Origin of the sequence: Acinetobacter sp. AKBS16 (assembly GCF_002899995.1) — a bacterium.
Taxonomy (GTDB): domain Bacteria; phylum Pseudomonadota; class Gammaproteobacteria; order Pseudomonadales; family Moraxellaceae; genus Acinetobacter; species Acinetobacter baumannii.
The window spans coordinates 1-25441 of the sequence record NZ_POYH01000004.1; the positions used below are offsets into that span (position 1 = coordinate 1).

General features: G+C 39.0%; 24 protein-coding genes. 11 read left to right on the top strand and 13 right to left on the bottom strand.

Annotated features, from left to right (window positions below; translation table 11 throughout):
• Positions 1 to 232 precede the first annotated feature (232 nt).
• Positions 233 to 1465 carry a tyrosine--tRNA ligase gene (gene tyrS / locus C1642_RS00315; protein ID WP_000335558.1) on the bottom strand — a complete coding sequence of 411 codons (1233 nt, stop codon included), beginning with the start codon at positions 1463 to 1465 and terminating at the stop codon, positions 233 to 235.
• A gap of 61 nt (positions 1466 to 1526) precedes the next feature.
• Between tyrS and C1642_RS00320 the strand changes: the two genes are divergently transcribed.
• Together C1642_RS00320 and C1642_RS00325 are read left to right on the top strand one after the other, a co-directional pair.
• A complete protein-coding gene (locus tag C1642_RS00320) occupies positions 1527 to 2654 on the top strand; it encodes an anhydro-N-acetylmuramic acid kinase (RefSeq protein WP_001274580.1) in 1128 nt (375 codons plus the stop codon).
• A gap of 127 nt (positions 2655 to 2781) precedes the next feature.
• Positions 2782 to 3627, top strand: a complete 846-nt coding sequence (locus C1642_RS00325) for an alpha/beta fold hydrolase (protein WP_103235749.1) — start codon at positions 2782 to 2784, stop codon at positions 3625 to 3627.
• 55 nt (positions 3628 to 3682) lie between these two features.
• Here C1642_RS00325 and erpA read toward each other — a convergent pair whose 3' ends face one another.
• The 4 genes from erpA to C1642_RS00345 form a co-directional block, all read right to left on the bottom strand.
• Positions 3683 to 4018, bottom strand: a complete 336-nt coding sequence (gene erpA / locus C1642_RS00330; RefSeq protein ID WP_000993572.1) for an iron-sulfur cluster insertion protein ErpA — start codon at positions 4016 to 4018, stop codon at positions 3683 to 3685.
• Positions 4019 to 4142: 124 nt separating this feature from the next.
• Entirely contained in the window at positions 4143 to 5147 is a 1005-nt protein-coding gene (locus C1642_RS00335; RefSeq protein ID WP_001212536.1) for a putative solute-binding protein, read from the bottom strand.
• 342 nt (positions 5148 to 5489) lie between these two features.
• A complete protein-coding gene (locus tag C1642_RS00340) occupies positions 5490 to 6497 on the bottom strand; it encodes a putative solute-binding protein (protein ID WP_000724999.1) in 1008 nt (335 codons plus the stop codon).
• Positions 6498 to 6752: 255 nt separating this feature from the next.
• Positions 6753 to 7757, bottom strand: coding sequence for a putative solute-binding protein (locus C1642_RS00345; protein WP_000746542.1), 1005 nt, complete (start codon positions 7755 to 7757; stop codon positions 6753 to 6755).
• Positions 7758 to 8013: 256 nt separating this feature from the next.
• On the opposite strand from C1642_RS00345, the gene C1642_RS00350 reads away from it, so the two are divergent.
• Together C1642_RS00350 and C1642_RS00355 are read left to right on the top strand one after the other, a co-directional pair.
• On the top strand, positions 8014 to 9945 hold the full coding sequence (locus C1642_RS00350) for an ATP-binding cassette domain-containing protein (protein WP_103235750.1): 1932 nt from the start codon (positions 8014 to 8016) through the stop codon (positions 9943 to 9945).
• 250 nt (positions 9946 to 10195) lie between these two features.
• On the top strand, positions 10196 to 10753 hold the full coding sequence (locus C1642_RS00355; protein ID WP_001009198.1) for a VTT domain-containing protein: 558 nt from the start codon (positions 10196 to 10198) through the stop codon (positions 10751 to 10753).
• An 83-nt stretch (positions 10754 to 10836) separates the two neighbouring features.
• Here the strand turns inward: C1642_RS00355 and cybC are convergent, their stop codons facing one another.
• The 5 genes from cybC to dnaA form a co-directional block, all read right to left on the bottom strand.
• Complete coding sequence (gene cybC / locus C1642_RS00360) at positions 10837 to 11229, bottom strand: cytochrome b562 (RefSeq protein ID WP_000987632.1); 393 nt, start codon at positions 11227 to 11229, stop codon at positions 10837 to 10839.
• Between the two features lie 37 nt (positions 11230 to 11266).
• On the bottom strand, positions 11267 to 13735 hold the full coding sequence (gene gyrB / locus C1642_RS00365; RefSeq protein WP_000093729.1) for a DNA topoisomerase (ATP-hydrolyzing) subunit B: 2469 nt from the start codon (positions 13733 to 13735) through the stop codon (positions 11267 to 11269).
• Between the two features lie 52 nt (positions 13736 to 13787).
• Positions 13788 to 14870, bottom strand: a complete 1083-nt coding sequence (recF, locus tag C1642_RS00370) for a DNA replication/repair protein RecF (RefSeq protein WP_000550810.1) — start codon at positions 14868 to 14870, stop codon at positions 13788 to 13790.
• A 14-nt stretch (positions 14871 to 14884) separates the two neighbouring features.
• Positions 14885 to 16033, bottom strand: a complete 1149-nt coding sequence (gene dnaN / locus C1642_RS00375) for a DNA polymerase III subunit beta (RefSeq protein ID WP_001237350.1) — start codon at positions 16031 to 16033, stop codon at positions 14885 to 14887.
• Between the two features lie 97 nt (positions 16034 to 16130).
• The gene (dnaA, locus tag C1642_RS00380; protein WP_000964768.1) at positions 16131 to 17528 is read right to left on the bottom strand and encodes a chromosomal replication initiator protein DnaA; all 1398 of its coding nucleotides are present in this window, start codon (positions 17526 to 17528) and stop codon (positions 16131 to 16133) included.
• 670 nt (positions 17529 to 18198) lie between these two features.
• On the opposite strand from dnaA, the gene rpmH reads away from it, so the two are divergent.
• From rpmH to mnmE, 5 genes are all read left to right on the top strand, one after another.
• Complete coding sequence (gene rpmH, locus C1642_RS00385) at positions 18199 to 18333, top strand: 50S ribosomal protein L34 (RefSeq protein WP_000831329.1); 135 nt, start codon at positions 18199 to 18201, stop codon at positions 18331 to 18333.
• 29 nt (positions 18334 to 18362) lie between these two features.
• Positions 18363 to 18755, top strand: a complete 393-nt coding sequence (rnpA, locus tag C1642_RS00390) for a ribonuclease P protein component (RefSeq protein WP_001240377.1) — start codon at positions 18363 to 18365, stop codon at positions 18753 to 18755.
• Positions 18756 to 18765: 10 nt separating this feature from the next.
• Complete coding sequence (yidD, locus tag C1642_RS00395) at positions 18766 to 19086, top strand: membrane protein insertion efficiency factor YidD (protein ID WP_000251652.1); 321 nt, start codon at positions 18766 to 18768, stop codon at positions 19084 to 19086.
• Positions 19087 to 19091: 5 nt separating this feature from the next.
• Positions 19092 to 20852, top strand: coding sequence for a membrane protein insertase YidC (yidC, locus tag C1642_RS00400; RefSeq protein WP_001188089.1), 1761 nt, complete (start codon positions 19092 to 19094; stop codon positions 20850 to 20852).
• Positions 20853 to 20942: 90 nt separating this feature from the next.
• A complete protein-coding gene (gene mnmE, locus C1642_RS00405; protein ID WP_000556128.1) occupies positions 20943 to 22298 on the top strand; it encodes a tRNA uridine-5-carboxymethylaminomethyl(34) synthesis GTPase MnmE in 1356 nt (451 codons plus the stop codon).
• Positions 22299 to 22343: 45 nt separating this feature from the next.
• Here mnmE and C1642_RS00410 read toward each other — a convergent pair whose 3' ends face one another.
• Complete coding sequence (locus tag C1642_RS00410) at positions 22344 to 22607, bottom strand: metal/formaldehyde-sensitive transcriptional repressor (RefSeq protein ID WP_000018128.1); 264 nt, start codon at positions 22605 to 22607, stop codon at positions 22344 to 22346.
• Between the two features lie 57 nt (positions 22608 to 22664).
• On the opposite strand from C1642_RS00410, the gene dmeF reads away from it, so the two are divergent.
• Both dmeF and C1642_RS00420 read left to right on the top strand, forming a co-directional pair.
• Positions 22665 to 23621 carry a CDF family Co(II)/Ni(II) efflux transporter DmeF gene (gene dmeF, locus C1642_RS00415; protein WP_213064242.1) on the top strand — a complete coding sequence of 319 codons (957 nt, stop codon included), beginning with the start codon at positions 22665 to 22667 and terminating at the stop codon, positions 23619 to 23621.
• Between the two features lie 95 nt (positions 23622 to 23716).
• Complete coding sequence (locus C1642_RS00420) at positions 23717 to 24415, top strand: DsbC family protein (protein ID WP_000592161.1); 699 nt, start codon at positions 23717 to 23719, stop codon at positions 24413 to 24415.
• 51 nt (positions 24416 to 24466) lie between these two features.
• On the opposite strand, the gene C1642_RS00425 is transcribed toward C1642_RS00420, so the two are convergent.
• Positions 24467 to 24718 carry a GlsB/YeaQ/YmgE family stress response membrane protein gene (locus C1642_RS00425; RefSeq protein ID WP_000269732.1) on the bottom strand — a complete coding sequence of 84 codons (252 nt, stop codon included), beginning with the start codon at positions 24716 to 24718 and terminating at the stop codon, positions 24467 to 24469.
• Positions 24719 to 24890: 172 nt separating this feature from the next.
• Positions 24891 to 25418: a hypoxanthine phosphoribosyltransferase gene (hpt, locus tag C1642_RS00430; protein ID WP_000214980.1), complete on the bottom strand. Its 528-nt coding sequence runs from the start codon at positions 25416 to 25418 to the stop codon at positions 24891 to 24893.
• Positions 25419 to 25441 lie beyond the last annotated feature (23 nt).

The window sequence follows — 25441 nt, forward strand, 5'->3', positions numbered from 1 at the left end:
AGAATCCAAAGAATCCAAAGAATCCAAAGAATCCAAAGAATCCAAAGAATCCAAAGAATCCAAAGAAATATTAGAGCAAATACTCTACCCTACTTTATATTTCTTCTTATTTTTTAATTTATTTTATTCTTAATAATACTTAGATGGTTCCACGTGGAACGCTTAATTGGTTTTTATAGTTCTGAAATAAAAAAAGCAGGATTACTCCTGCTTTTCTATCACTACATAACTTTTAGTCAGTGAAAGTTACACGTGCAATTGCTTTTTTCCCAGACTGAATAATAAAAGTCCCGTTTTCTTTTACAGAGAAACTTGCATCTACTACATTCCAGTCTACTTTTACTGCACCTCGTGCAACAGCATCTTTTGCAGCTGCTGCATTTGGATTTAATCCTGCTACGCGAAGTATCGTGGCAATAAAGATTTCACCACCAAACTCACCACGTGAAATAGTTACTTCAGGAGTATCTGCTGGCACTTCACCTTCTGTAATACGGTTACCAGCACTCTTATGAGCATTAGCAGCTGCTTCAGCATCATGGAAGCGTTCAACCAACTCGAGTGCAAGAATACGTTTTACTTCTTGTGGATTACGACCAGCCGCGATTTCATCTAATAAAGCTTTGATCTCATCTAGAGATTTAAAACTTAATAAATCGAAATAACGTTCGATTAAAGAGTCAGGCATTGATAATACTTTTTGGTACATTGCACCTGGCGCATCAAAAACACCAATATAGTTACCTAAAGATTTAGACATTTTATTTACGCCATCTAAACCTTCTAGAATTGGTACAGTGATACACACTTGTGATTCTTGGCCATAACGGCTTTGTAACGTACGGCCCATGAGTAAGTTAAAGGTTTGGTCTGTACCACCTAACTCAACGTCTGCTTCAAGTGCGATAGAGTCATAGCCTTGAACTAAAGGATATAAGAACTCATGAATTGCAATTGGCTGATGGTTGTTATAACGCTTAGTGAAGTCATCACGCTCTAACATACGTGATACTGTTTGCTGGCTTGCCAACTGAATAAGATCCGCAGCAGACTTTTGGTTAAACCACTCTGAGTTAAAACGTACTTTTGTTTTATTCGGATCTAAGATTTTGAAAACTTGTTCTTGATAAGTTTTAGCGTTAGCTTCAACTTGTTCGCGTGATAACGGCGGACGAGTTGCACTTTTGCCTGTTGGATCACCAATCATGGCTGTATAGTCGCCAATCAAGAAAGTAACTTCATGACCCAAATCTTGAAACGTTTTTAGTTTGTTAATAAGAACCGTATGTCCTAAATGTAAATCTGGAGCTGTAGGGTCAAAACCAGCTTTAATTTTAAGAGGACGATTCTCTTTAAGCTTTTTCAGTAAATCTTCTTCAGAAATAATTTCGTGCGTGCCTCGTTGGATGAGGGCAAGCTGTTCTTCGGCGGGCAAGAAATTTGACATCACAAAACCTAAACACATCAGTTATTCAATTTGTGCGATATACTAACATTTTTTCAGCGTCTTGCAGGGGAAGTTGCATATGAGCGCAATCTATATCGGCGTAATGACTGGCACTAGTATGGATGGTGTGGATATTGTTGCGGCTTCATTTGAGCCACTACAGCTTCATGCCACACTTACAGTTCCATTCGAACCCGAGTTACGTGATGAGCTTATGGCATTAACTTTACCCGATGACAATGAAATTGACCGCATGGGTAAAGCTGATGTTGCTCTAGCCAAAATGATTGGTCACGGGATTAATTCTCTCATTGAAAAGCACCAATTAGATCGTAGACAAATTAAAGCGATTGGGTCGCATGGACAAACCATTCGTCATCGTCCAGAGCATGGTTTTACGCTACAAATTGGCGATCCAAACATTATTACTGAGATCACTCAAATCCCGGTCGTTTCAGATTTTCGTCGTAGAGATATGGCAGCAGGTGGTCAAGGCGCTCCATTAGTGCCTGCATTTCATCAGGCATTATTTCAACATCCAAGCATTCATCGGGTGATTTTGAATTTGGGTGGCATTGCCAATGTGAGCATGTTGCCTGCCAATAATCCTGACGGCGTATTTGGGTTTGATACGGGACCTGCGAATATTTTGATGGATGCATGGTGTCATCGCCATACAGGTCATCCATATGATGAAAATGGCGATTGGGCAGCTTATGGTCATCCTATTCGCTCTTTACTCGACCGTCTTTATGCTCATGAGTATTTTTCTAAAGAACCTCCTAAAAGTACGGGACGTGAAGATTTCAATATTGACTGGTTAGATGATCAGTTAATCGATTGGCGTAATGATTTAACTTATGATGAGTTAGAAGATACACCTGAAAATATTCAAGCTACCTTATTAAAACTTACTGTACGTGCCATTCAAAAAGCGATCTATCGTTCTAATATGGAAACAGGTGAAGTTTATGTATGTGGAGGTGGAGCTTATAACTCCTATTTGTTAGAACAATTACGTTGGCGCTTACGTAAGCACAATTGGTCAGTTCAAACCACTGATGTTTTAGGACTCTCCCCTACTTGGGTTGAGGCTACAGCATTTGCATGGTTAGCAATGCGTTTTGTGGATGGTTTAAGTGGTAATTTACCTGCGGTAACAGGAGCTTCAGATTTTAGAATCTTAGGCACGATCACGGCGGTATAAAGCTACTTATTCGATTTAATTGGACTGATTCGACCTCATAACACATTTCCTGACCCGAAATGCTGTTATTAAATTGGTCATAAAAATTCATGATAAATGCCAACAAAAATAAGTAAGGCATGTTCTTATGGATCTGACCAAACGTATTCATCAATACACACGTGGGGCTTGGACATTCGATGTCATTGATTCAGGCCCTATAGATGGCCCTCTCGTGGTTTTATTGCATGGCTTTCCAGAAACTGCTCATAGTTGGGAGCAGACTTCGGAATTATTACATCAACATCAATTTAGAACATTTGCGATCCATCAACGTGGTTATAGTCTAAATGCTAGACCACAAAGCCGCTTTCATTACGCTTTAAGTGAACTAACTGAAGATGTTGCAGTTTTTATTAAGGGACTTGGTCAACCAGTTTATTTAATTGGGCACGATTGGGGTTCTGTAATTGCGTCTAGTGTAGCTATGAAGTATCCGCAGTATATTCAACATCTCACTTTAGTTTCCGTACCCCATCAAGCTGCTTTTTTAAAAGCCTGCTTAATTAGCAATCAACTACTAAAATCTTATTATTTTGCAGTTTTTCAGCTTCCTATTCTGCCCGAACTTTTATTTAAAAAGATGCCTAAATTAGGCCGTAACTTTCTTAAGTCATCTGGCATGACCGAGCAGCAAATTGAAATATTCGAGACTGAGTTTATAAAAGAAAATAGGCTAACTACGGCATTAAACTGGTATCGTGGCTTTTTTTGGGAAAAGCCTGAAAATCCTTTTAAAGCAATAGACGTTCCCACTCTTTTTATTTGGGGTAAGCATGATATTGCAGTAACAGAAAAAAGTGCCAAGTTAAATTCAGGTTATTTTAAAAATAATTATAAGGCTATTTTTATGAATGCCTCTCATTGGATTCCTTATCAAAATGCACCTGAACTCGTACAGTACTTTTTAGAATCTATACATGATCAAGCATAGTCTTATAAGTAAAAAACCTCTCATCATAGAGAGGTTTTTTTATTTAAAATTCTTTTTAAATTGAGAATGAAGAACCACAACCACACGTTGTTGTCGCATTCGGGTTCTGCACAATAAAGCGTGAACCTTCAAGGCCTTCAACATAATCAACCACTGAGCCAACTAAGTATTGATAGCTGAGCGAGTCAACCAGCATCTTTACATCGCCATTTACAAATTCAGCATCATCTTCATTTACGCTTTCGGCGAAATTGAAGCCGTATGAAAACCCTGAACACCCGCCTCCGGTTACATATACACGTAACATGAGATCGTCATTCCCTTCACTATCACGGAGTTGGCGTACCTTATTGGCAGCATTATCTGTCAAAACTAGAGCTTGGGCATTCATGATGATTGTTCCTCGGATTTTGCTGTGCCTTTCAAAATAAAAAAGACCCTATATTGAGTATAGCATAATCAATATAGGGTCTGTCTTCGAAGTTTAAAGCGAATCTTGAGTATTTTTATCAAGATTATTTGTAATTCTCATCTTGTAAGCCACATTCAAAGTTTTTCGCGTCTTGCTTACAACGGAATTGCCATAGTAGTTTCATCATGCGTTTATCATACACCCCGCGTTGTGTAAGGTTAATTCGAGACTCACGCATGAGCTTTTGATAACCCGGTTTATCGGCAGCTGGTACTTCCATCCAATATTTTTGCGGAATATCCGCTTTCATTTTACCCAAGATAGTAAAAGCACGCGGTAACTGACCAGCCACCCACTCTCTAGATTTCTGACCAAAACCAGCTGGGAATTTGTCTGGACGAATAATAATATTTCCAGTCACCTGTAAAATTGGATAGTTTACAATTGCCCCTTTTGTACCTAAGCCTTTTTGTAACTCTAAAGGTTTAAAAGCTGCTGCTGGCGCACCAATAATATCGACCTGATGATTGTTAAATTTGGCCCCGAAGTTAGTCACATCTGCACTCACTGCCTGAGCACCCACCTGCTGAACCATAATTTTTTGTGCTTCATCGTAGTCTAATACGGCGATTTTTTTACCGGCAGCTTTCGCTACGGTATTAATACTACGGTCGTTTACTAAAAGGTAAGCATCTCCTACCGGAATAACACCTACTACCTCATAGCGGCCATTGACCATATATTTACTAAAGGTTTGGCTCGCTAAACCTTGCATGACTTTAACAGCAAGTTTGAGATCTGGAATCGCGCCAATTGCATCTAATGATCCCGTAAATGAGTTGAATTGACGTCCGCGCATGCCTGATACACTAATACCATCACATTTGCCCGCTTTAAAATCTTCAGCAATCACTGCTTCATTCTGGTTTACTTTTAGTTCGATATCAGCTCCCCAGTTTTTCGCTGCAAGCTGATAGTCCTTCATGAGTGCATAGACATCGCCATTTTTACCAACAAAGTCAAAAACACATATGGTTTGTTTGGCCTCGGCTGCAAATGAAATTGTTGTGAGTCCCATCGCAAGTAAAAGCGTTTTGGAAAATCGCATATTCTTTTCCTTTCCTTGTAAATTTTTTGTTTTTGGCATCAAGAAATTTCACGCTGGTTGGCATGATTCTCATGAGATACGCTTCATCTAAGATTCACAATTTAGATATTGTTATGATCAATTCTGTTTATCCGAGCTCAATAAAAAATAACGGGTTAAATTCCCTTAGCTCTTTTAATGACTCACTTCCTTGTTCTATTTTCTAATATCTTCATATATCCAGATGAAGTTTTATCCTCAATTTAGATTAGCGTCTTTTTAATGAATCACAATGGCTGAATTGACAGTCTATAGAAAGCAAAAAAGCCTAGAATAAATCTAGGCTTTTAAGTTCAAAATGAATTATTCACCAGGCATTGAACATTCAAAGTTAGCTTTGTCTACAGAACAACGTGCTTTTTTCAATACAGACATCATACCTGCATCGTAAATACCGCGTTTAGTTAAATCCATACGGCCATCACGTAACATTTTTTGATATTTCAGTTTGTCTTCAGCACTTAGGTTCATTTTGTATTTACCTGGAATTTGTGCTTCTAAACGGTTAATCATTGCAAAGCTTTTTGGTAATTGTTTCACGAACCAATCACGAGACTTTTGACCAAAGCCTGCTGGGAATTTATCAGCACGCAATACTAAATCAGCCGTTACATGTAATACTGGGAAGTTCCACATTACACCGTTTGCACCCAAACCTTTGTTCAATTCTAATGGTTTGTAAGCATAAGCAGGCGCACCTACCATATCTACCTGACCATTATTAAATTTAGCAGCAAAGTTTGAAATATCAGAAAGAACTGCCTGAGCACCTACGCGCTGCACCATAATTTTTTGTGCATCGTCATAACCTAACACGGCGAATTTTTTACCAGCAGCTTTTTCAACTGAGTTGATGTTTTTATCACGTACAAAAATGAACGCTGAACCTAACGGAGAGATACCAGCAACTTCGTATTTTTTACCGCCAAGGTTAGTTGTCATTTTTGCAGCATTACGTGCATCTAATACATAAGTAATAGCACGTTGTGCAATTTGGTTATTAGGAACGCCGCCAAGCGAGTCAATTGATCCGGCAAATTTGTTATATTGACGAGCACGCATAGCTGTCATTGCTACGGCATCACATTTACCAGCTTTAAAATCATTATCTGCAACAGCCTCGTCCTGACGAGGAACTAAGTTAATTTCAGTACCCCAGCCTTTTGCAGCTAGAGCCCATTCTTCCATCATTTTATATGAGTCGCCTGCTTTTCCTAAGAGGTCGAATACACACACGGTACTCGCTGCTTGCGCTGAAGCAGAAAAACCAACAACAGAAGCGGCAGCCATAGCAAGTACGATTTTTTTCATTTTCTTCATCCTTCCACGGAACAGATTTTTTGTTTGAAGTTTCCTTTCAAACACAGATATTAATCATGTTTTTTAGAAAAAAATAGAGCTTTTACTCAAATATTTTTATCTCATTGAACCATTGTTTGTTCGACTTAAATTATTTATTAAAATGAAAAATCGCTAACTTTCCGTAAGTTATTTTTTATATTCACAATTTTCATACCCATATTCAGCTTTGAAATATCTGTAGGGTTTTTGTGATTAAAAAACAAACTACTCTCCAGTAAGCGTACATTCAAAATTTGTCCGTTCAATGGTGCATCGTGCGCGCTTGAGTACACTCATCATTGTCGCGTCATATACACCTTGTTTTGTTAAGCCAAGGCGACCTTCACGTAATATTTTCTGATATTTCAACTTATCTTCGGCTGAAAAATTTAATTTAATTTTAGGAGGAATACCGGTTTCTAACCGTTTTACCATTGCGAAGTTCTGTGGCAACTGTTTAATAAACCATTCACGAGACTTCATTCCAAAATTGGCCGGAAACTTATCACTTCTTGCAATTAAATCCCCTGTGACGTTCACCACAGGAAAAGTAAACATAGCTCCATTTGCTCCAATTCCCTTACCAATTTCTAACGGTTTATAAGCATAAGCAGGTGCAGCAATTGCCTCGACTTGGCCACTATTAAACTTTTTCACAAAATCGGTAATCTCAGAAGGAATAGGCTGGGCACCTACACTTTCAACCATAATTTTCTGGGCTGCGTCATATTGCAAAATAGCAAACTTAGTCCCACGTACTTTCTCAATTGAGTTGAGGTTTCTATCTCTTACAAATAAGTATGCTAGTCCAATCTGGACAATTCCAACCACCTCATAGTTTGTTCCATTTTGCGTGGTTAGCATGCGATGTTTATTACGTTGATCCAAAACATAACTAATCGCCTTTTGAGCAATAGCATTACTTGTCACGCCCCCAATTGCATCAATCGAGCCTGCAAATTTATTGTAGTTTCGTGCTCGCATTGAAGTCATATAAGCTGCATCGCATTTACCCTCACGCAGCCTACGATCTACTAGAGCTTCATCTTGAAATGGAATTAATGTAATGTCCGCTTGCCAACTTTTTGCCGCAAGTGCCCATTCTTCCATCATTTTGTAGGATTCACCTGATTTACCCAATAAATCGAATACACATACGTTTTGCCCCGCGTGTGTTGTCCCCATAGCACAGCAAATGACTGCACTTACTATCCCCAATCTTTTTTTCATTTGACTTTCCTTAGTCTGGTTTTATTAGTTAGTAGCTCATTTATCAACCAAGTTTTAAATTGTTTTTATTTTAGCCATATTTTTCTAAATGTGGCCTATCTTGCTCAAAATTTGGATATTTTCAGACGAATAGCTTTAATCGGGATCAGTGAAACCATGCAATCTCAGTATTTATAAACTAAAACTCCGAAAGTTTTGTCTTCATGATCAGTTCTCTTTAAAATACAGCATCCCTAACTCACCTCGATAAGACAAGATGATTCAATTTGACCAAGTTTCTTTACGCCGCGGTGGACGTGTTCTATTTCAAAAAGCGTCTATGCAATTACACCCAGGTTGGAAGATTGGTCTGACTGGGGTCAATGGTGCAGGTAAATCAACACTATTTGCAGCATTACTCGGTAGCTTAGGAGCAGATGAAGGCTCGCTTACTCGTCCTTCTGTATGGACTGTGGCCCATATGGCGCAAGAAGTTAAAGCCCTAGACATGCCTGCTATCGACTTTGTCCTTTCTGGTGATGAAGAATATTGGGATATTCAAAATAAACTTGCTCAACCAGAACAATTAACAGACTCGGATTTGGCTAAATTACATGGCCGTTTTGATGAAATTCATGGTTATTCTGCGCCATCTAAAGCAGCTCAGCTGATGGCTGGCTTAGGGTTTCTAGAACATCAATTACGTTTAAACGTTGCTAGTTTTTCTGGTGGATGGCGTATGCGTCTAAATTTGGCGCGTACATTGATGAGTCGTTCTGACTTACTCTTATTGGATGAGCCAACCAACCACTTAGATTTGGATGCAATTTTATGGTTAGAAGATTGGCTCAAAGCTTATGAGGGCACCCTCATTTTAATCTCGCATGACCGAGATTTCTTAGATGCAATTACAGACCATATTCTTCATATTGAGAATCAGGAACTTACTCTTTACACGGGTAACTACTCCACATTTGAGACCACTCGAAGTGAACGTTTAGCACAACAACAACAAGCTTTTGAAAAACAGCAAGAAGCCCGTGCTCATTTACAAAAGTTCATTGATCGCTTTAAGGCTAAAGCCACTAAAGCTCGTCAGGCACAAAGTCGTATTAAGCAACTTGAACGCATGCAGCAACTTGCACCTGCTCATGTAGATACACCGTTTACTTTTAGTTTCCGTGAACCTACCAAAATGAGTTCACCGTTGCTGACCCTAGAAAATGCCAGCATAGGTTATGGCGATAAAAAAATTGCTGAAAAAATTAAACTTCAAATTACGCCAAACTCGCGTATTGGCCTGCTTGGTATGAATGGTGCGGGTAAATCAACATTGATTAAAAGCTTGGTGGGTGATTTACCATTACTGGCAGGTGAACGTAAAGCTTCCGAGCTACTTAACATTGGTTACTTTGCGCAGCACCAAATGGACGCTTTAGATGGTCAAGCCAGCCCAATGCTTCAACTCGCTCGGATAGCCGATAAACAAATTAGTGAAGCAACATTACGTTCTTTTTTAGGTAGTTTTGGCTTTAGTGGCGAACGCATGGATACTCCATGTGAAAGCTTCTCTGGCGGTGAGCGTGCTCGTTTAGCCTTAGCACTCATTGTATGGCAGCGCCCAAATGTTTTAATTCTGGATGAACCAACGAACCACTTAGATCTTGATATGCGTCATGCGCTTAGTATGGCCTTACAAGATTTTGAGGGTGCAGTCGTTCTGGTTTCTCACGAACGTCAACTTATTGCCAGCGTTTGTGATGAACTCCTTTTGGTACACGGTGGCAAATGTACCGAGTTTGAAGGTGATTTGCAGGATTATGCTAAATGGCTACGTGAAGCACGTCAGCAACAAATCAATGCTCAGACTGCGGTAGCACAAAATAATTCATCTTCTGCCGCTCCAGCTCCCGCTAAAGTCGATAAAGAAGCACAGCGTAAAGAAGCAGCTCGCCGTCGTGAACAAACTCGACCAATCCGTAAAAATATTGAAAAGGTTGAATCTCAAATTGAAAAGCTTCAACCACGTCTTGCTGAAATCGAAGAAGCTTTAGCAGATACTTCACTATATGAAGCTAATCGTAAGGACGATTTGCTTAAACTAATGAATGAGCAAACCGAACTCAAAACTAAGCTTGAACAATATGAAGAGCAACTCTTAGAACTCATGATGGAACTTGAGGAAATGGAAGCCTCATTTGAAAACTAAATATCTTGGCCAGTACTCGTATATTTAAGTATCTGTACTGGCTTTTATTTTTATTAGCTTATAAAAATATGAACGATCTCTAATAAAGTTTCATTCAGCTGTTAAATTTTTGAGATAGATTCAAATTTGATAACATATAAAACTTAAGCTACATCTTAAGGGTTGCCATACACAGATAATTTAACTAAATTCTGTAACTTCGTTTTTACCCTTCTTGAGTAGGTATTTAATTCGGGATCAGACAAACTGAATGAATTTTATTGATTTTATTACTAATTTTGAACAATTTTTACCTATTTTGATTCAGGAGTATGGTGCATGGGTTTATGCCATACTCTTTTTGATTATTTTTTCTGAAACCGCGTTTGTGTTTATGTTCTTTTTACCTGGAGATAGCTTACTTTTAACTGTAGGTGCACTGTGCTCGGTGGTTGAACTGATGCATCTTGGTTATATGATCACTCTGCTCACCATTGCAGCAACATTAGGCTATATCGTCAATTATTCTATTGGCCGCCATTTTGGAAACCGTATTTTTGAAGCAAAATCACGTTTTATTAAGAAAGAATATTTGAATAAAACGAACCGCTATTTCTTGCAACATGGTGGTAAAACTATTCTTTTAGCACGTTTTATACCTTTCGCACGTTCTTTTGCACCCCTCGCTGCCGGCTCAAGCAATATGAGCTATGGAAAATTTTTGATTTACAATGTGGCAGGAGCTATTTTGTGGATCTGTATCCTCTTAACGGCTGGCTACCTATTTGGCCATGCACTCATTCAAGTTACAGATTTTGTAGAAAATTAATAAGTTTAGTTAAATGAATTTATATAGCTAAAAATAAAGGGAATGAATCAATCATTCCCTTTATTTGATTTAGAAAAGTAACTTTATCTAAACTTTTTGTGGTTTTCATTACGAATATTTACCAGATTAATTGCTTCAGTTTTGGCTTGGTCCAATTGTCCCTTATCAACAAAAACCGTAACCCGATCAATTTCAGCAACCAACTGATCTAAACCCGCTTGGTACTCTTTTACCTGTACATTTTCAGGGGGTAAACCTTCCAACTTATGAGGTAAAGATAATTTTGAAGATAATGCTGCCTGACGCATAATCACAAGCTGCTGTTTAGCGTTATCGATATCTTTTGCTTCAGCAAAGGCTTTAGTGCTCTTCGCTAAAGTTTTCATGTCGGCTTCCAAGTCTGCTGCAAATGCAGAATGACTCACTAAAGCCGCACATGAAATCAGCATACTTGCTAGAATTTTTTGACTCATCATCTTCTCTCCCTAGACTGATTTAGAATCTTGCTATCAATTAAGCATCAATATCCGCATTTAATGCATTTTCTTCAATAAAGGCACGACGTGGTTCAACATCATCGCCCATTAAGCATGAGAACATGCGATCAGCTTCAATTGCATCATCAATAGTCACCTGTAACATATTACGGTTTTCAGGGTCCATTGTGGTTTCCCAAAGCTGCTCAGCATTCATCTCGCCCAGACCTTTATAGCGCTGGATCATCATTCCACGGCGTGAATCTTGCAGAATGTGCTGCCATACCTGATGGAAATTAGCGACTTGAATACGACGATCACCTTTTTGTAAGTATGCGCCATCTTCAATTAACTTGAACCAACTCTTCGAGTTCTTCAATAAACGAGCATATTCCGCAGAATTCAATAAACCTGCGTCAAGTAAGTAAGCATGTGGCAAGTTATGAACATATACAGTTACACGTGGCCAGTAATGCGCAGATTTCTCGCCTTGAGCATTCTCGCGTTCAAATGTTTCAAGCGTAATTTCAGGGCGCAAACTTGGCTGTAGTCTTTGTACAGCTTCACGTACTTGATCTGCCCATTGTTGTACATAAGCTTGATCATGGTTTTGATCTGCTTTAAATGCGTCGACTTCGAGTAATGCATCCAGTAAGCTTGCTGGATAACGTAACGTTAAGCGTTGTAAGCTCTTTTGTGAAACTTGATAGTCTTGAATTACTTTTGCCAGCGCTTCACCTGTAATTGCAGGCGCATCAGCACTAATATGTAAAGCAAGCTCATCAATCGCATTTGAAATCAAGTAAGTTTCTAATGCGTCGTTATCTTTAATATATTGCTCTTGCTTACCTTTTTTGAGCTTATACAAAGGTGGCTGTGCAATATAAATATGACCACGTTCCACCAACTCCGGCATTTGACGGAAGAAGAATGTTAATAACAATGTACGAATGTGCGAACCATCGACATCGGCATCGGTCATAATAATAATTTTATGATAACGGAGCTTGTCAGGGTTATATTCTTCACGGCCAATACCACAGCCAAGTGCTGTAATTAATGTACCCACTTCCTGACTAGAGATCATTTTGTCAAAGCGCGCACGCTCAACGTTCAGGATCTTACCTTTTAAAGGTAGAATAGCCTGCATTTTACGGTTACGGCCTTGTTTGGCACTACCACCCGCAGAGTCACCCTCGACAAGATACAATTCAGACAGCGCTGGGTCTTTTTCCTGACAGTCAGCCAATTTACCAGGCAAACCTGCAATATCTAATGCACTCTTACGGCGTGTCATTTCACGTGCTTTACGTGCAGCATCACGTGCGCGTGCAGCATCAATAATCTTGCCTGCAATTGATTTTGCAGCTTGTGGATTCTCAAGTAAGTAAGCAGAGAACTCTTTGTTCATTGCTTGCTCTACCGCTGGTTTTACCTCACTTGATACCAATTTTTCTTTTGTCTGAGACGAGAATTTCGGATCAGGAACCTTAACAGAAATAATGGCTGTTAAACCTTCACGCGCATCATCGCCAGTCACATTCACTTTTTCTTTCTTGAGAATATTTTCATTTTCAAGATACTGATTTAAGCCACGTGTTAAAGCTGCGCGGAAACCTGCTAAGTGCGTACCACCATCTTTTTGTGGAATGTTGTTTGTGAAACAGCGAACATTTTCTTGGTAACTATCGTTCCATTGCAATGCTACTTCTACAGCAATGCCGTTGTCAGCATCGGCTGTGAAATGGAAGATTTCGTTGAGATGGTTTTTACCTTCGTTGATGTATTTTACAAACTCAGATAAACCGCCTTCATAGTCATACACATGCTCAAGGTTAATACGTTCATCACGTAAAACGATACGTACACCAGCATTCAAGAAAGAAAGCTCACGTAAACGGCGTGCTAGAATTTCAACATTAAAAATGGTTTGACTGAATGTTTCTGCACTTGGCCAAAAACGTACAGTTGTTCCGGTATTATCCGTTTCACCAATCACACGCAATGGATATTGCGGATCACCATGATGATATTCTTGCTCATGGATTTGACCAGCACGGTAAATTGTTAAATGCAATTTACTTGAAAGTGCGTTAACAACCGAAACACCTACGCCGTGTAAGCCACCTGAAACTTTATAGCTATTATCGTCAAACTTACCACCTGCGTGCAGAATCGTTAAAATTACTTCTGCAGCAGAAACCCCTTCTTCAGGGTGAATATCGGTTGGAATACCGCGGCCATTATCTGAAACACTGACCGATTCATCCTCGTGAATCGTGACAATAATTTCATCACAGTGGCCAGCTAAAGCTTCGTCGATTGCATTATCGACAACCTCAAACACCATATGGTGTAAACCGGTACCGTCGTCTGTATCCCCAATATACATACCCGGACGTTTACGAACTGCATCTAATCCACGTAATACTTTAATACTAGAGGAATCATAAGCCTTTTCATTGGTTTGTTCTGTTTGAGAGGCTGATTGAGACTCTGAACTCATGGTTTCTCCCTAGCAAATATAGGTTTATTCAAAGATGGGTAACATCAAAAAATTATGGCGCAGCAAGACTAACTTGACCGGATTCAACACTGAATAATTGATATGAAATAGACAGATCATGTAAATGTTTTTTTACCGATGCATGATCTAAAGTTGTCATAAAAACCTGGCTACCAAGTTGGCTTAATCGTTCAATTAAACGTTGTTGTGCGGTTAAGTCTAATTCTGCTGTCAGATCATCTAATAATACCACAGTTTCCTTATTACTCGCATGCAACATTGCAATTTGTGACAGTTTTAAGGCAATAATCAAGAGTTTTTTCTGACCTCTTGATAAAACATCATCAGCATGTCCAAATGGCGTTTTTAAGCGCAAATCTGCCCGATGAGGACCATACTCGGTATAGCGTCTCTCGATGTCTTTTTGATGCTGATTCAGCAAGTCTTGCATAAGCCCCTGCTCTGTATGAAAACCTGGGCTATATTCCAGCTCAATCTCCAAATCAGGCAGTAATTGACTTAAGTCATTTTGGAAATAAACATTCCATTGCTCGACAATACTTAAACGCTGTGAATGCAAAATCTCGCCATAATTACTCAACATTTTGTTCCACGGTTCTAAATCAGCTAATGAAAGATTACGCCGTGTTTTGAGTAAGGTATTACGCTGCTTTAGCGCACGAGAGTAATATTGCCACGCAAAATAAAATTCAGGTTCCACGTGGAACATAAGCCAATCTAAAAGTTGTCTTCTTGGCTTGGCACCATGATCAATAATATCCGTACTTTGTGGATCAATATGCTGTAAAGGAAGTAACTTTGCGAGCTGACCTTGAGTCGCAACGGTATCGCCATTCACTTTCATGAGTTGCTCACCAGAAGCGAGTTTCTGCATACCAATTTTTTCAGTTGCTGACTGAGCAAATACAATCGCGTCGTCAGCTTCATATTGAATATAATTTTTGGGTATATGTGTACGGAATGAGCGACCTGTTGCAAGCAAGTGGATCGCTTCTAAAATTGATGTTTTACCCGAACCGTTTGCGCCATAAAAGACATTAAACGGTTGCAACCCATGGAGTGCAACCGTTTTTAAATTACGCACACGTTCAATATTTAAGCGCGTAAGATGCATATAGTTAAACCAGATTAAACACGCATCGGCATAACCACATAGGTCTGGTCAGGATGAGCCGGATCTTGAACCAATACAGACTGATTCGCCTCAGTCATGCTCATATTTACATCATCACCATCTAATACACCCAACACATCGAGTAGGTATTGAGCATTAAATGACATTTCTAATGGGGCACTTTGATATTGGATCGCTAAATCTTCAATTGCTTCATCTTGTTCAGGGTTATTTGCACGAAGCTGTAAAGAATCCTGATTGAAGTTTAGGAAAACACCACGCAATTTTTCATTACTTAAAATTGCTACACGTTGTAATGATTGTTTAAATACGTCATGACCAATCAAAACATGTTTATCACCACCACGTGGAATAACACGGCGATAATCAGGGAATTTCCCATCAATCAATTTAGTTGTAAAACGAACTGTAATATCACCTTGTTCTTTATCACGGCTTGGCGTATTAATCGTTACATTTAATAATTCACGGCCAATAAGCAAAGTGAGCTGTTCATCTTCAATGCTGAGTAAACGTTGCAATTCGCCCACAGCTTTACGAGGCACAATCGCTTGTACCAACTGAGATGAAGTAGAGGAAGCCAAAATTTCACAAAGTGCTAAACGGTGACCATCAGTTGTTACTGCACGCAATTGATTTTCATCAATTTCTAATAAAGTACCAGTGAGGTAAAAACGTACATCTTGTACAGCCATTGCAAAAGCAGTTTTTTCAAATAAACGCTTTAATTCACGTTGAGTCACCTGTACTTGCGTACCCTGGCTATTCTCAGTGGTTAACAATGGATAATCTTCAGCCGGTAGTGTACCTAGCACAAAACGGCTATTACCAGATTTTAAAATACATCTTTGATCTTCAGTAATTTGTAAATCAATCAATGCAGCTGTAGGCAAAGATTTACAAATTTCCATCAATTTACGAGCAGGAACAGTTGTCTCGCCTGCCTCAAGGCACGCCCCTTCTGATAAAGCGGTGCTCGCTACGAGTTCAACTTCTAAATCGGAACCCGTAATAGTGAGCGCTTGAGCATTAGTCTGAATTTTGACGTTTGAAAGAATATTCAAGGTATGACGACGTTCTACCGCACCGACCACATGCGATAAAACATTGAGTAAACTTTCTTTAGCGATTTTCAAACGCACGATTCATTCCTCTAGCAACTTGGAGCAAACATTTCATTTTTTAGCTGTGTACTATGCTGCACTTACGTAGACTTTGCAACAACGTCTTATTATTTCATTAACTTTGAAGCAAACGTAATAAGTTCTTATAATCTTCATCAAAGATTGGGTCTTCTTCCCGTAAACTGACGACTTTTTCACAAGCATGCATCACTGTACTGTGATCACGCCCACCAAAAGCCATTCCAATTTCAGGAAAACTATCTCCCGTTAATTCACGGGCAAGCCCCATCGCCAACTGACGTGGTCGAGCATAAATTCGGGTACGCTTTGGACCTACCAGCTCTTTTAATGGAATTCGGAAATATTCACTCACTACACGCTGGATATTTTCTACACTAATTGTACGAGCACGGATCGCTAAAACATCTTTTAAAGATTCCCGTACGACATCAAGGTCAATTGGAGCACCTTTAAAACGTGAAATTGCGACAACTTTATTCAGTGCGCCCTCAAGTTCACGTACGTTCGCTACGACTTGTTGGGCAATAAACAACGCACAGTTTCTAGGTAAATCAACGCCACTATTTTCAGCTTTTTTAAGCAGAATTTCGATTCGAGTTTCAATATCAGGTGGTTCAACACCTACTGATAGCCCCCAGGAAAAACGAGAAACCAAACGAGGATCAAGTTCTGTTAATTCTTTAGGATATCGATCTGACGTTAAAATAATTTGTTTGGATTCATCAAGTAAGGCATTAAATGTATAGAAGAATTCAACGAGGCTTGCTTCTTTTCCTGCCAAAAGATGAATATCATCTACTAATAACAAGTCTAAAGAACGGCAATTTTTCTTAAACTCTTCTACCTTTCCTTTTTGTAATGAGCTCACAAAATCTTGTACAAAACTTTCTGAAGTCATATACATGACTCTTGCATTCGGCTTCGCTTGCAGTAAGGCATTACCAACTGCTTGCATTAAGTGAGTCTTACCAAGACCTGTCGGGCCATATAAAAACAAAGGGTTATGTTGAGAAGCACCTAACTGTGTTAATACTTTTCTACAGGTTTCTGCTGCCATTTGGTTAGAACGGCCTTCAACAAATAGTGAAAAAGTAAATTGTGGATTTAATAGTTTCTTTTTTGAACTCTTAGAACTAACCGCAGTATTAGCAACAGGTTCCGGTTCTCTTTTAACCTTAGCAGGTTGAGGTATAGGGGCAGTTTGTAAAGCTGCTGTAGTTGTTGCAGGCTGTTCACTAGAGGACAAAATACTACCAGGACGAGAATCTACCAAGATTTCAACCTGACGCACCCGCCCTTCTGACAATTGTTCAGCCAATATAGAAATTAACTCTAAATGATTCTCTTGAATATAACGCGTCCAATAAGGATTAGGAGCATAGAGACGTAGTATCCCCTCTACTTCTTCAGCTACTAAAGGGCGAATCCACATCGCAAAGACGTTATCAGAGAGCTCTTGTCGCAAGCGAGTTAAGCAGTCTGTCCAAAGCATGTGTATCCCCTATGTCTGCGTTTTAAATTCAAATCATTTAAAGATTAACCCTTCCTGATGAGAAGGGGTCGCCATTCTACCCAAGTTATCCACATCTGTCATGACGATTTCGTTTGATTTTGCCTAAAAAGAAATCTCTTGTGAATAAATTTAAATTCAAAATCAATTGTGAATAACTTTTTGTACATCCTGTGGATAAATTATCACATAAACTTATCCACAATCCATAAAGACAATAAAAACAGAGTTATCAACAGTTCAAATATATGTTTTTTAAATTTAAAACTGTGAAATCCACAAGAAAAGTCCACACTAATAAGAATAAATTTAAATTTTAAAATTTGAATTTATTTAATAGGGCTGATCCAAATTGTGGATAACTAAAAAATATGAATTTAAATTCAAATATACCAAATCAAAACCAACTTCACATCAAGGTTTGTTGATAAGTATGTAAATAAGAAGTGTATATCTTAAAAGTCTTAATAAAAATAAACAATTACTTTGTGCATAACTTTTAAATAAGAAAAATAGGCTAAATATAAAGAGAAGATAAAAAGTTAAAAATTTGACTTAAATACAAAACTTTCACGGTTTTTCATTGACAGCGTAAACATTGCACAATAAAATCGCGGACCTTTATAGAAAGATCATTTTTGGGAGTTTCGATATGAAACGTACTTTCCAACCATCTGAATTAAAGCGTAAGCGCGTTCATGGTTTCCGTGCTCGTATGGCAACTAAAGCTGGTCGTCAAGTATTAGCTCGTCGTCGTGCAAAAGGTCGTCATAGCTTAACTGTTTAATACTGTTACGCTGACCAGACTTGGGTGTGATGGCACTTTACAGTTTTAGCACAGATCTTCGTATACGCTGTGCTGCAGATTATAAAAGTGTATTTGATGGTGCGCTTTTTAAAGTGCATCAACCCCATTTTTTATTTCTTGCAAAATTAACCGAACAGCCTAACAGCCGTTTGGGTATTGTTGTTGCTAAGAAAAAAGTGCGTCGTGCGCATGAAAGAAATCGAATAAAACGTCTTGCTCGTGAGAGCTTTCGTCTACATCAGCCGAAATTTGGGTCAGACATAGATGTTGTTGTGATGCCTAAAGTTGGTATAGAAACGATTACGAATGCTGAGCTATATCAACAATTAGATTTTGCTTGGCAAAAATTACAACGCTTAGCGAAAAAACATTCTAAAGTTGTCCCAACCTCGCAGAATTAAGAGATGACCAATGGTTCGTATTTTGCGTTGGTTCATTCGACTGTATCAAATTGCGATTAGTCCGCTTCTTGGACCCCGTTGTCGTTATATCCCAACTTGTTCCCAATATGCGCTAGAAGCATTACAAACTCATGGTGCAATCAAAGGCGTTTGGTTATCTTCTAAACGTATTTGTCGTTGTCATCCGTGGGGAGGCTCTGGATACGATCCGGTACCGCCTAAAGCAATTCGTTTTATTTCGTTTCATCAAATAGATTCTCAAACGCATCATGTTGCTGTACCCTTTCGTGATCGTTTAATGAAGCAAAATCTCTCTAACCATTTGGGGTAATAGATATGCAACAATGGGCCAGGTTTGCAATTCTCGGGGCCATGTTTGTCACCGCATATTTGCTCATTTTGGCTTGGCAAAAAGATTATGGAAATGCTGCAACTGCACCGCAACAACAAGCGGCGGCTGTAAGTTCACATGAAGTATCTGCTGATTTGCCAAATGCTAAAACTGCAACAGTGGCTTCCGATGTGCCACAAGCAAATATTGCGCAGTCACAAACCACAGATGCAACTGCACCTGTGAATCAACAGCTTATTTCAGTACAAACTGACCTTTATCATCTTTGGATCAATCCAAAAGGTGGTGATATTGTTCGTATTGAATTACTCTCTCACGACAAGAGCAAAGACAGTAATCAACCATTTGTTATGCTTGAAAATGATGCCAAGCGTACTTATGTTGCTCAGTCTGGCTTAATTGGTTTGAATGGACCAGATAGCAGTCGTGGTGGTCGCCCATTATATGCTGTTGAAAAAACATCATATACTTTAGCTGATGCTAAAGGGGTACAAGATCAAAGTGGACATTCTGAGAAAGTTTTAACAGTTCCTATGGTGTTTAAGACACCAGAAGGCGTTGAAATTATTAAAACTTTTACATTTACTCAAGGTCAATATCCAATTGTTGTCAAACATCAAGTTGTTAACCGTAGCCAACAAAACTGGCAAGGTCAGATGTTTGGACAGTTGAAACGTGATAATTCGGAAGATCCAGGTAAGTCTTCTCAGGGTATTTTCACTTTAGGTACGTTCTTAGGTGGTGCATGGGGTACTCCAGATGCTCACTACAACAAACTTAAGTTTGCGAATTTCTCTGAAGAAAAACTCAATACCGAAGCTAAAGGCGGTTGGGTTGCAATGGTTCAGCACTACTTTGTAAGTGCTTGGATTCCAGGAAACCTTAAACTGACTCAAGCAAATGGTCAGCCTTATGTCGCTAAACTTGAATCTCGTCAGTCTGCGGATCATATGAATATTATTGGCTTTACTTCGCCAGTAATTAATGTTCCGGCGGGTACTTCAATGGAAGTCGATGCGAAGCTTTATTCAGGTCCAAAAGTACAATCTGAATTAAAAGATTTAGCGGTAGGTTTAAACCAGACTGTTGACTATGGTTGGTTATGGCCAATTGCGAAGTTATTGTTCCTAGGTCTTCAATTCTTCCATAGCATTGTAGGCAACTGGGGATGGTCAATTATCTTACTTACCATTATGGTGAAGATGATTTTATGGCCTTTATCTTCAAAAAGTTATCGTTCTATGGCGAAAATGCGTGTGATTGCACCAGAAATGCAACGCATGAAAGAAGAATTCGGTGAAGACCGTATGCGCTTCTCGCAAGAAATGATGGCGCTTTACAAACGTGAACAAGTTAACCCGCTTTCTGGTTGTTTACCGTTATTGCTACAAATGCCAATTTTCCTTGCTTTGTACTGGGTACTCATGGAAAGTGTGGAATTACGTCATGCACCGTGGTTAGGCTGGATTCAAGACTTGTCTGCGATGGACCCATGGTTCATCTTGCCATTAATTATGGGTGCGACAATGTTTGCTCAGCAAATGTTGAACCCGCAACCAGCTGATCCAATGCAGGCGAAAGTATTCCGCATTATGCCGATTATGTTTACGGTATTTATGTTGTTCTTCCCTGCGGGCCTTGTGTTGTACTGGATTGTGAACAACAGTATTACAATCTTACAGCAATGGTTTATTAACAAGAGTGTTGAGAAAAGTCGTATCAGTAAAGCTGAATCGGCATCTTAATCCTTGAACTTTTGCTGAATCAATCCGCTTAAGATGGTAATCTTAGGCGGATTTTTCTTTGGCTGTATTTTAGGTTTTTAGGTGAATAATATGCATAGTCAAACCACAATTGCCGCAATTGCAACGCCACCAGGGCGTGGTGGAGTGGGCGTGATTCGCTTATCGGGACCTAAGGCTTATGATATTGCTCAAAAACTGACGCAAAAAAACTTACCTGAAGCTCGGATGGCGGGTTTTCGTAAGTTTTATGATACTGATGGAAGTATCATGGATGAAGGCATTGTCTTGTGCTTTCCAAATCCACATTCTTTTACCGGTGAAGATGTTGTAGAACTTCAAGGCCACGGTGGCCCTGTCATTCAAAATGCCTTACTTGGCCGTTTATTTGAGCTTGGGGCAATTGCTGCAAAAGCTGGGGAATTCTCCATGCGAGCTTTTGAAAATGGCAAAATGGACTTGGTACAAGCTGAAGCAATTGCCGATTTGATTGATGCGACCTCTCAAGCTGCGGCTCGTTCGGCAGTCCGTTCTTTACAAGGCGCTTTTTCAACAAAAATTAATACAGTTTTAGAAAAACTGATTCATTTACGTCTGCACGTAGAAGCTGCGATTGACTTTCCAGAAGAAGAAATTGATTTTTTGGCTGATGGCAAAATTTTAGCTTTGTTGGAGGATGTTCAACAATCTGTACATGCCGTTCAAACCTCTGCACGACAAGGGCAATTACTCCGTGAAGGTCTACAGGTTGTTATTGCGGGTAAACCAAACGCGGGTAAGTCGAGTTTGTTAAATGCACTTGCTGGTGTTGAGCGTGCAATTGTGACCGATATTGCTGGTACAACTCGTGATGTTTTACATGAAAAAATTAGCTTAAATGGTTTACCAATCACCTTAACAGATACAGCAGGTCTTCGTGAAACGGGAGATGTAGTTGAGAAAGAAGGCATTCGTCGTGCAATCAAAGAAATTGAGCAGGCCGATTTGTTGTTATTGGTCTACGATTTAAATCAAGGCGATGATCCCTTAAAACTGGCTCAAGAATACTTTGCTGAACATATTGAACCGCGTCGTCTCATGTTAATTGGCAACAAATGTGATTTAACTGGTCAATCAGCCGAAATAAGCGATTATCAAGGATTCCGTCATATCACAGTTTCAGCAAAACAAGAGATGGGCGTACAAGGCCTCGTAGATGCGATTACAGCGCATGCAGGATTTCACCCTGAGGAAGATACATTTATTGCGAGAACACGTCATTTAGACGCAATGAAGCGCACTCAGCTCTATTTGGCAGAGGCACGTGAGCAACTTGTTGTATTTAACGCAGGTGAACTCGTTGCTGAATCACTACGTCTTGCTCAAAATGCTTTAGGTGAAATTACGGGTGACTTTAGTGCCGATGACCTATTAGGCAAAATCTTTGGTTCGTTCTGTATCGGAAAATAATAAAAAACTGGATGATGTAGAGTGCTATGTCATCCAGTACTTTTCTCAGCCGTATCTTTTTAAAACTTTTAAAAATTCATCTAGCTCATTTTGATCGACTTCTGCGCCTTTAAGTACGTGATGATGTAAGTGCTGTTCCATTAATTCACTCATCAAACCGTTTATTGCACCCTTTATGGCTGCAACTTGCTGCAAAATATCTATACATGAAGATTCTGGTTGTTCTATCGCATTTTCAATGCTGTTGATTTGCCCTTTTAGTCGTTTTACACGATTAACAATTTTTTTATCCTGACCAATGTGACTCATCTGTTTTCTCTTGTACAATTTAATATACTGGTAGGGAGTATATTGGGTTTAAATTTTATGCAGGATTATAGTGTATCACGTCATCATCAACATCAGTTTGATGAAGGAAATCCACTTGCACAAAAACGTATTTTGATTGCAACCATTTTAACGGCGTCCATGATGGTACTGGAAGTATTTGGTGGGTGGTTCTTCAATTCAATGGCACTACTGGCTGACGGTTGGCATATGAGTTCACATATGTTGGCCCTTGGTTTAGCCTACTTTGCCTATCGTGCAGCCCGTCATTATTCCAATGATCATCGTTTTAGCTTTGGAACTTGGAAAATTGAGATTTTAGCCGGCTATAGCAGCGCAATTTTGCTGATGGTTGTGGCTATTTTTATGGCTTTTCAGTCAGTTCAACGTTTATTTAACCCGGTTGAAATTTTTTATAATGAAGCGATTCCAATTGCAATTTTAGGTTTAGTTATTAACTTGATTTGTGCCTGGTTACTTCATGATGATGGTCACCATCACCATCACCATCACGAGCATGACCATGGGCATCATCACCATGATTTAAACCAAAAAGCTGCGTTTTTACATGTGGTTGCAGATGCAGTAACTTCTGTTTTTGCAATTGTAGCGCTTTTCGCAGGTAAATATTTTGGATGGGATTTTTTAGATGCACTTTTAGGAATTTTAGGTGCTATTTTAGTTGCAAAGTGGTCTTTTGGCTTAATAAAAGAGACAGGAAAAACCCTTCTAGATGCTGAAATGGACCATCCTGTAGTTGATGAAATTCGGGAAGTAATAGCTGAATTTCCGAAACATATGGAAATTACAGATATTCATGTCTGGAAAGTCGCAAAAGGTAAATTTTCTTGTATTTTGGCACTTGAAACTGACGATATCTCTTTAAATGCAGACCAGATTCGTGATGCTTTATCGATTCATGATGAAATTGTGCATATTTCAGTAGAAATTAATACCTTAAAACCTGTTTATGTTCCACGTGAAACATTGGCATAACTGAGTAGAAGTTTGGTTATAACTCGGTAATCGGTTCTGTTTTCTCTAACGGAACTGATTAAAATGTTCTCCTCTCCTGCCTCCGAGTCGGTTTTATGATTAAAAAATTAGGAATATTGGCGTTATTTAGTTTAACTACAAGTTTGAGTTTCGCTAATGTAGATACTGTTCGGGAAAATATTAAAAAACAATATCCTAATTTGAAAATTAGTAATATTCAGAAAACCGAAATGCCTGGACTATATAGTGCTAATCTGGACCAGCAAATTATTTATCTTGGTGAAGATGGGCAGCACATGTTTGTAGGCTCTATGATTCGGTTAAAAGACCAAAAGAACTTAACTAAAGATCTGGTTTTAGGACAGAACTCAATTGATTGGAAACAGTTGCCTTTAAAAGATGCTATTAAAACAGTCAAAGGTAATGGCCAGCATGTTTTAGCAGTATTTTCTGATCCAAACTGCCCTTATTGTAAACAGCTTGAGCCTGAACTCGACAAGCTGAAAGATGTGACTATTTACACGTTCATCTATCCTTTAAAACCTCAGTCTATTGTGGTTTCTAGACAAGTTTGGTGTGCACCGAATCAATCATATTCATGGAAAAAATTAATTGAGCAAGGTGTTAAACCAACGGTTGCGAGCTGTACAAACCCGATTGACCGTAACTTGGAATTAGGGAAAAAATTAGGTTTTAATGGCACACCTACTCTCATTTTTGCTAACGGATTTAAACTCGTCGGAGCGCGCTCTGCTGAAGAAATTCAGGCAGTTTGGAAAGAGTTAGGTTTATAAAATGACTTAAAAAAAGCACCATTCGGTGCTTTTTTAAATTAAATTTCCTACTTAGCTTTTTCGTGCAATTAGGTTATAGATAAAGAGAATAATGACGGCACCAATGACAGAAGCAATAAAGCCCGCCGCTGAATTTTCTCCATAAAGACCAAGTAAGCGACCGCCATAAGTGGCTAGAAGTGAACCTGCAATACCAATTAAAGTAGTAACAATAAAACCTGCTTTATCATCACCTGGGTGTAAAGCACGAGCGATTAAGCCAGCGAAGAAACCAACCACAATAGCAACAATAAGTGACCACATATTTGTTCTCCAGTTGTTTTTTTGATGAAGTTAATGATTTTGCTTCATATTCTATCGTGCGGTAGAGTGATCTGTTTTGTCTGTAGCAGATTGCGACTTTTTGTGTCTTTTTTGTTCAAAGCTCAGCCTTTATATAAAAAAATAGCACCTTGCGGTGCCATTTTTATAAAATTTATAGGCCAATTTCACCAATAAATGGTAAGTGACGATATTTCTGGTCGTAGTCTAAGCCATAACCAACAATAAATTTATCTTCAACTTCAAAACCTAAAAATTTAACTTCTAAATCAATTTCACGGCGAGATGGTTTACTCACTAATGTGCATAATTGAATTGAATTTGGTTCGCGAGTTTGCAACATTTCCACGACTTTGCTTAAGGTGTTGCCTGAGTCAATAATATCTTCAACCACAAGCACGTCTTTACCACGAATTTCACCATCAAGATCTTTTAAGATTTTAACGTCTCGACTTGAAGTGGTACCGCCGCCATAGCTAGACACTGTCATAAAGTCGAGTTCATGTGGTTTGGTAATCGTACGGCATAAGTCTGCCATGAAAATAACAGAACCACGAAGTAGACCAATCAGAACCAATTCTTTGTCACTATTTGCATAGTGAGAATTGATTTGCTCGCCGAGCTCTTTGACTTTTGCTTGAATTTCTTCGGTTGAAATCATGATGCTCATTGCAACAGTCATGGCAGATTCCTACAAGATATAAA

Excerpts from the sequence above, each read along its gene's own strand:
- tyrS (WP_000335558.1), bottom strand. The coding sequence starts at position 1,465 with ATGTGTTTAGGTTTTGTGATGTCAAATTTCTTGCCCGCCGAAGAACAG.
- C1642_RS00320 (WP_001274580.1), top strand. The coding sequence starts at position 1,527 with ATGAGCGCAATCTATATCGGCGTAATGACTGGCACTAGTATGGATGGT.
- C1642_RS00325 (WP_103235749.1), top strand. The coding sequence starts at position 2,782 with ATGGATCTGACCAAACGTATTCATCAATACACACGTGGGGCTTGGACA.
- erpA (WP_000993572.1), bottom strand. The coding sequence starts at position 4,018 with ATGAATGCCCAAGCTCTAGTTTTGACAGATAATGCTGCCAATAAGGTA.
- C1642_RS00335 (WP_001212536.1), bottom strand. The coding sequence starts at position 5,147 with ATGCGATTTTCCAAAACGCTTTTACTTGCGATGGGACTCACAACAATT.
- C1642_RS00340 (WP_000724999.1), bottom strand. The coding sequence starts at position 6,497 with ATGAAAAAAATCGTACTTGCTATGGCTGCCGCTTCTGTTGTTGGTTTT.
- C1642_RS00345 (WP_000746542.1), bottom strand. The coding sequence starts at position 7,757 with ATGAAAAAAAGATTGGGGATAGTAAGTGCAGTCATTTGCTGTGCTATG.
- C1642_RS00350 (WP_103235750.1), top strand. The coding sequence starts at position 8,014 with ATGATTCAATTTGACCAAGTTTCTTTACGCCGCGGTGGACGTGTTCTA.
- C1642_RS00355 (WP_001009198.1), top strand. The coding sequence starts at position 10,196 with ATGAATTTTATTGATTTTATTACTAATTTTGAACAATTTTTACCTATT.
- cybC (WP_000987632.1), bottom strand. The coding sequence starts at position 11,229 with ATGATGAGTCAAAAAATTCTAGCAAGTATGCTGATTTCATGTGCGGCT.
- gyrB (WP_000093729.1), bottom strand. The coding sequence starts at position 13,735 with ATGAGTTCAGAGTCTCAATCAGCCTCTCAAACAGAACAAACCAATGAA.
- recF (WP_000550810.1), bottom strand. The coding sequence starts at position 14,870 with ATGCATCTTACGCGCTTAAATATTGAACGTGTGCGTAATTTAAAAACG.
- dnaA (WP_000964768.1), bottom strand. The coding sequence starts at position 17,528 with ATGCTTTGGACAGACTGCTTAACTCGCTTGCGACAAGAGCTCTCTGAT.
- rpmH (WP_000831329.1), top strand. The coding sequence starts at position 18,199 with ATGAAACGTACTTTCCAACCATCTGAATTAAAGCGTAAGCGCGTTCAT.
- rnpA (WP_001240377.1), top strand. The coding sequence starts at position 18,363 with ATGGCACTTTACAGTTTTAGCACAGATCTTCGTATACGCTGTGCTGCA.
- yidD (WP_000251652.1), top strand. The coding sequence starts at position 18,766 with ATGGTTCGTATTTTGCGTTGGTTCATTCGACTGTATCAAATTGCGATT.
- yidC (WP_001188089.1), top strand. The coding sequence starts at position 19,092 with ATGCAACAATGGGCCAGGTTTGCAATTCTCGGGGCCATGTTTGTCACC.
- mnmE (WP_000556128.1), top strand. The coding sequence starts at position 20,943 with ATGCATAGTCAAACCACAATTGCCGCAATTGCAACGCCACCAGGGCGT.
- C1642_RS00410 (WP_000018128.1), bottom strand. The coding sequence starts at position 22,607 with ATGAGTCACATTGGTCAGGATAAAAAAATTGTTAATCGTGTAAAACGA.
- dmeF (WP_213064242.1), top strand. The coding sequence starts at position 22,665 with ATGCAGGATTATAGTGTATCACGTCATCATCAACATCAGTTTGATGAA.
- C1642_RS00420 (WP_000592161.1), top strand. The coding sequence starts at position 23,717 with ATGATTAAAAAATTAGGAATATTGGCGTTATTTAGTTTAACTACAAGT.
- C1642_RS00425 (WP_000269732.1), bottom strand. The coding sequence starts at position 24,718 with ATGTGGTCACTTATTGTTGCTATTGTGGTTGGTTTCTTCGCTGGCTTA.
- hpt (WP_000214980.1), bottom strand. The coding sequence starts at position 25,418 with ATGACTGTTGCAATGAGCATCATGATTTCAACCGAAGAAATTCAAGCA.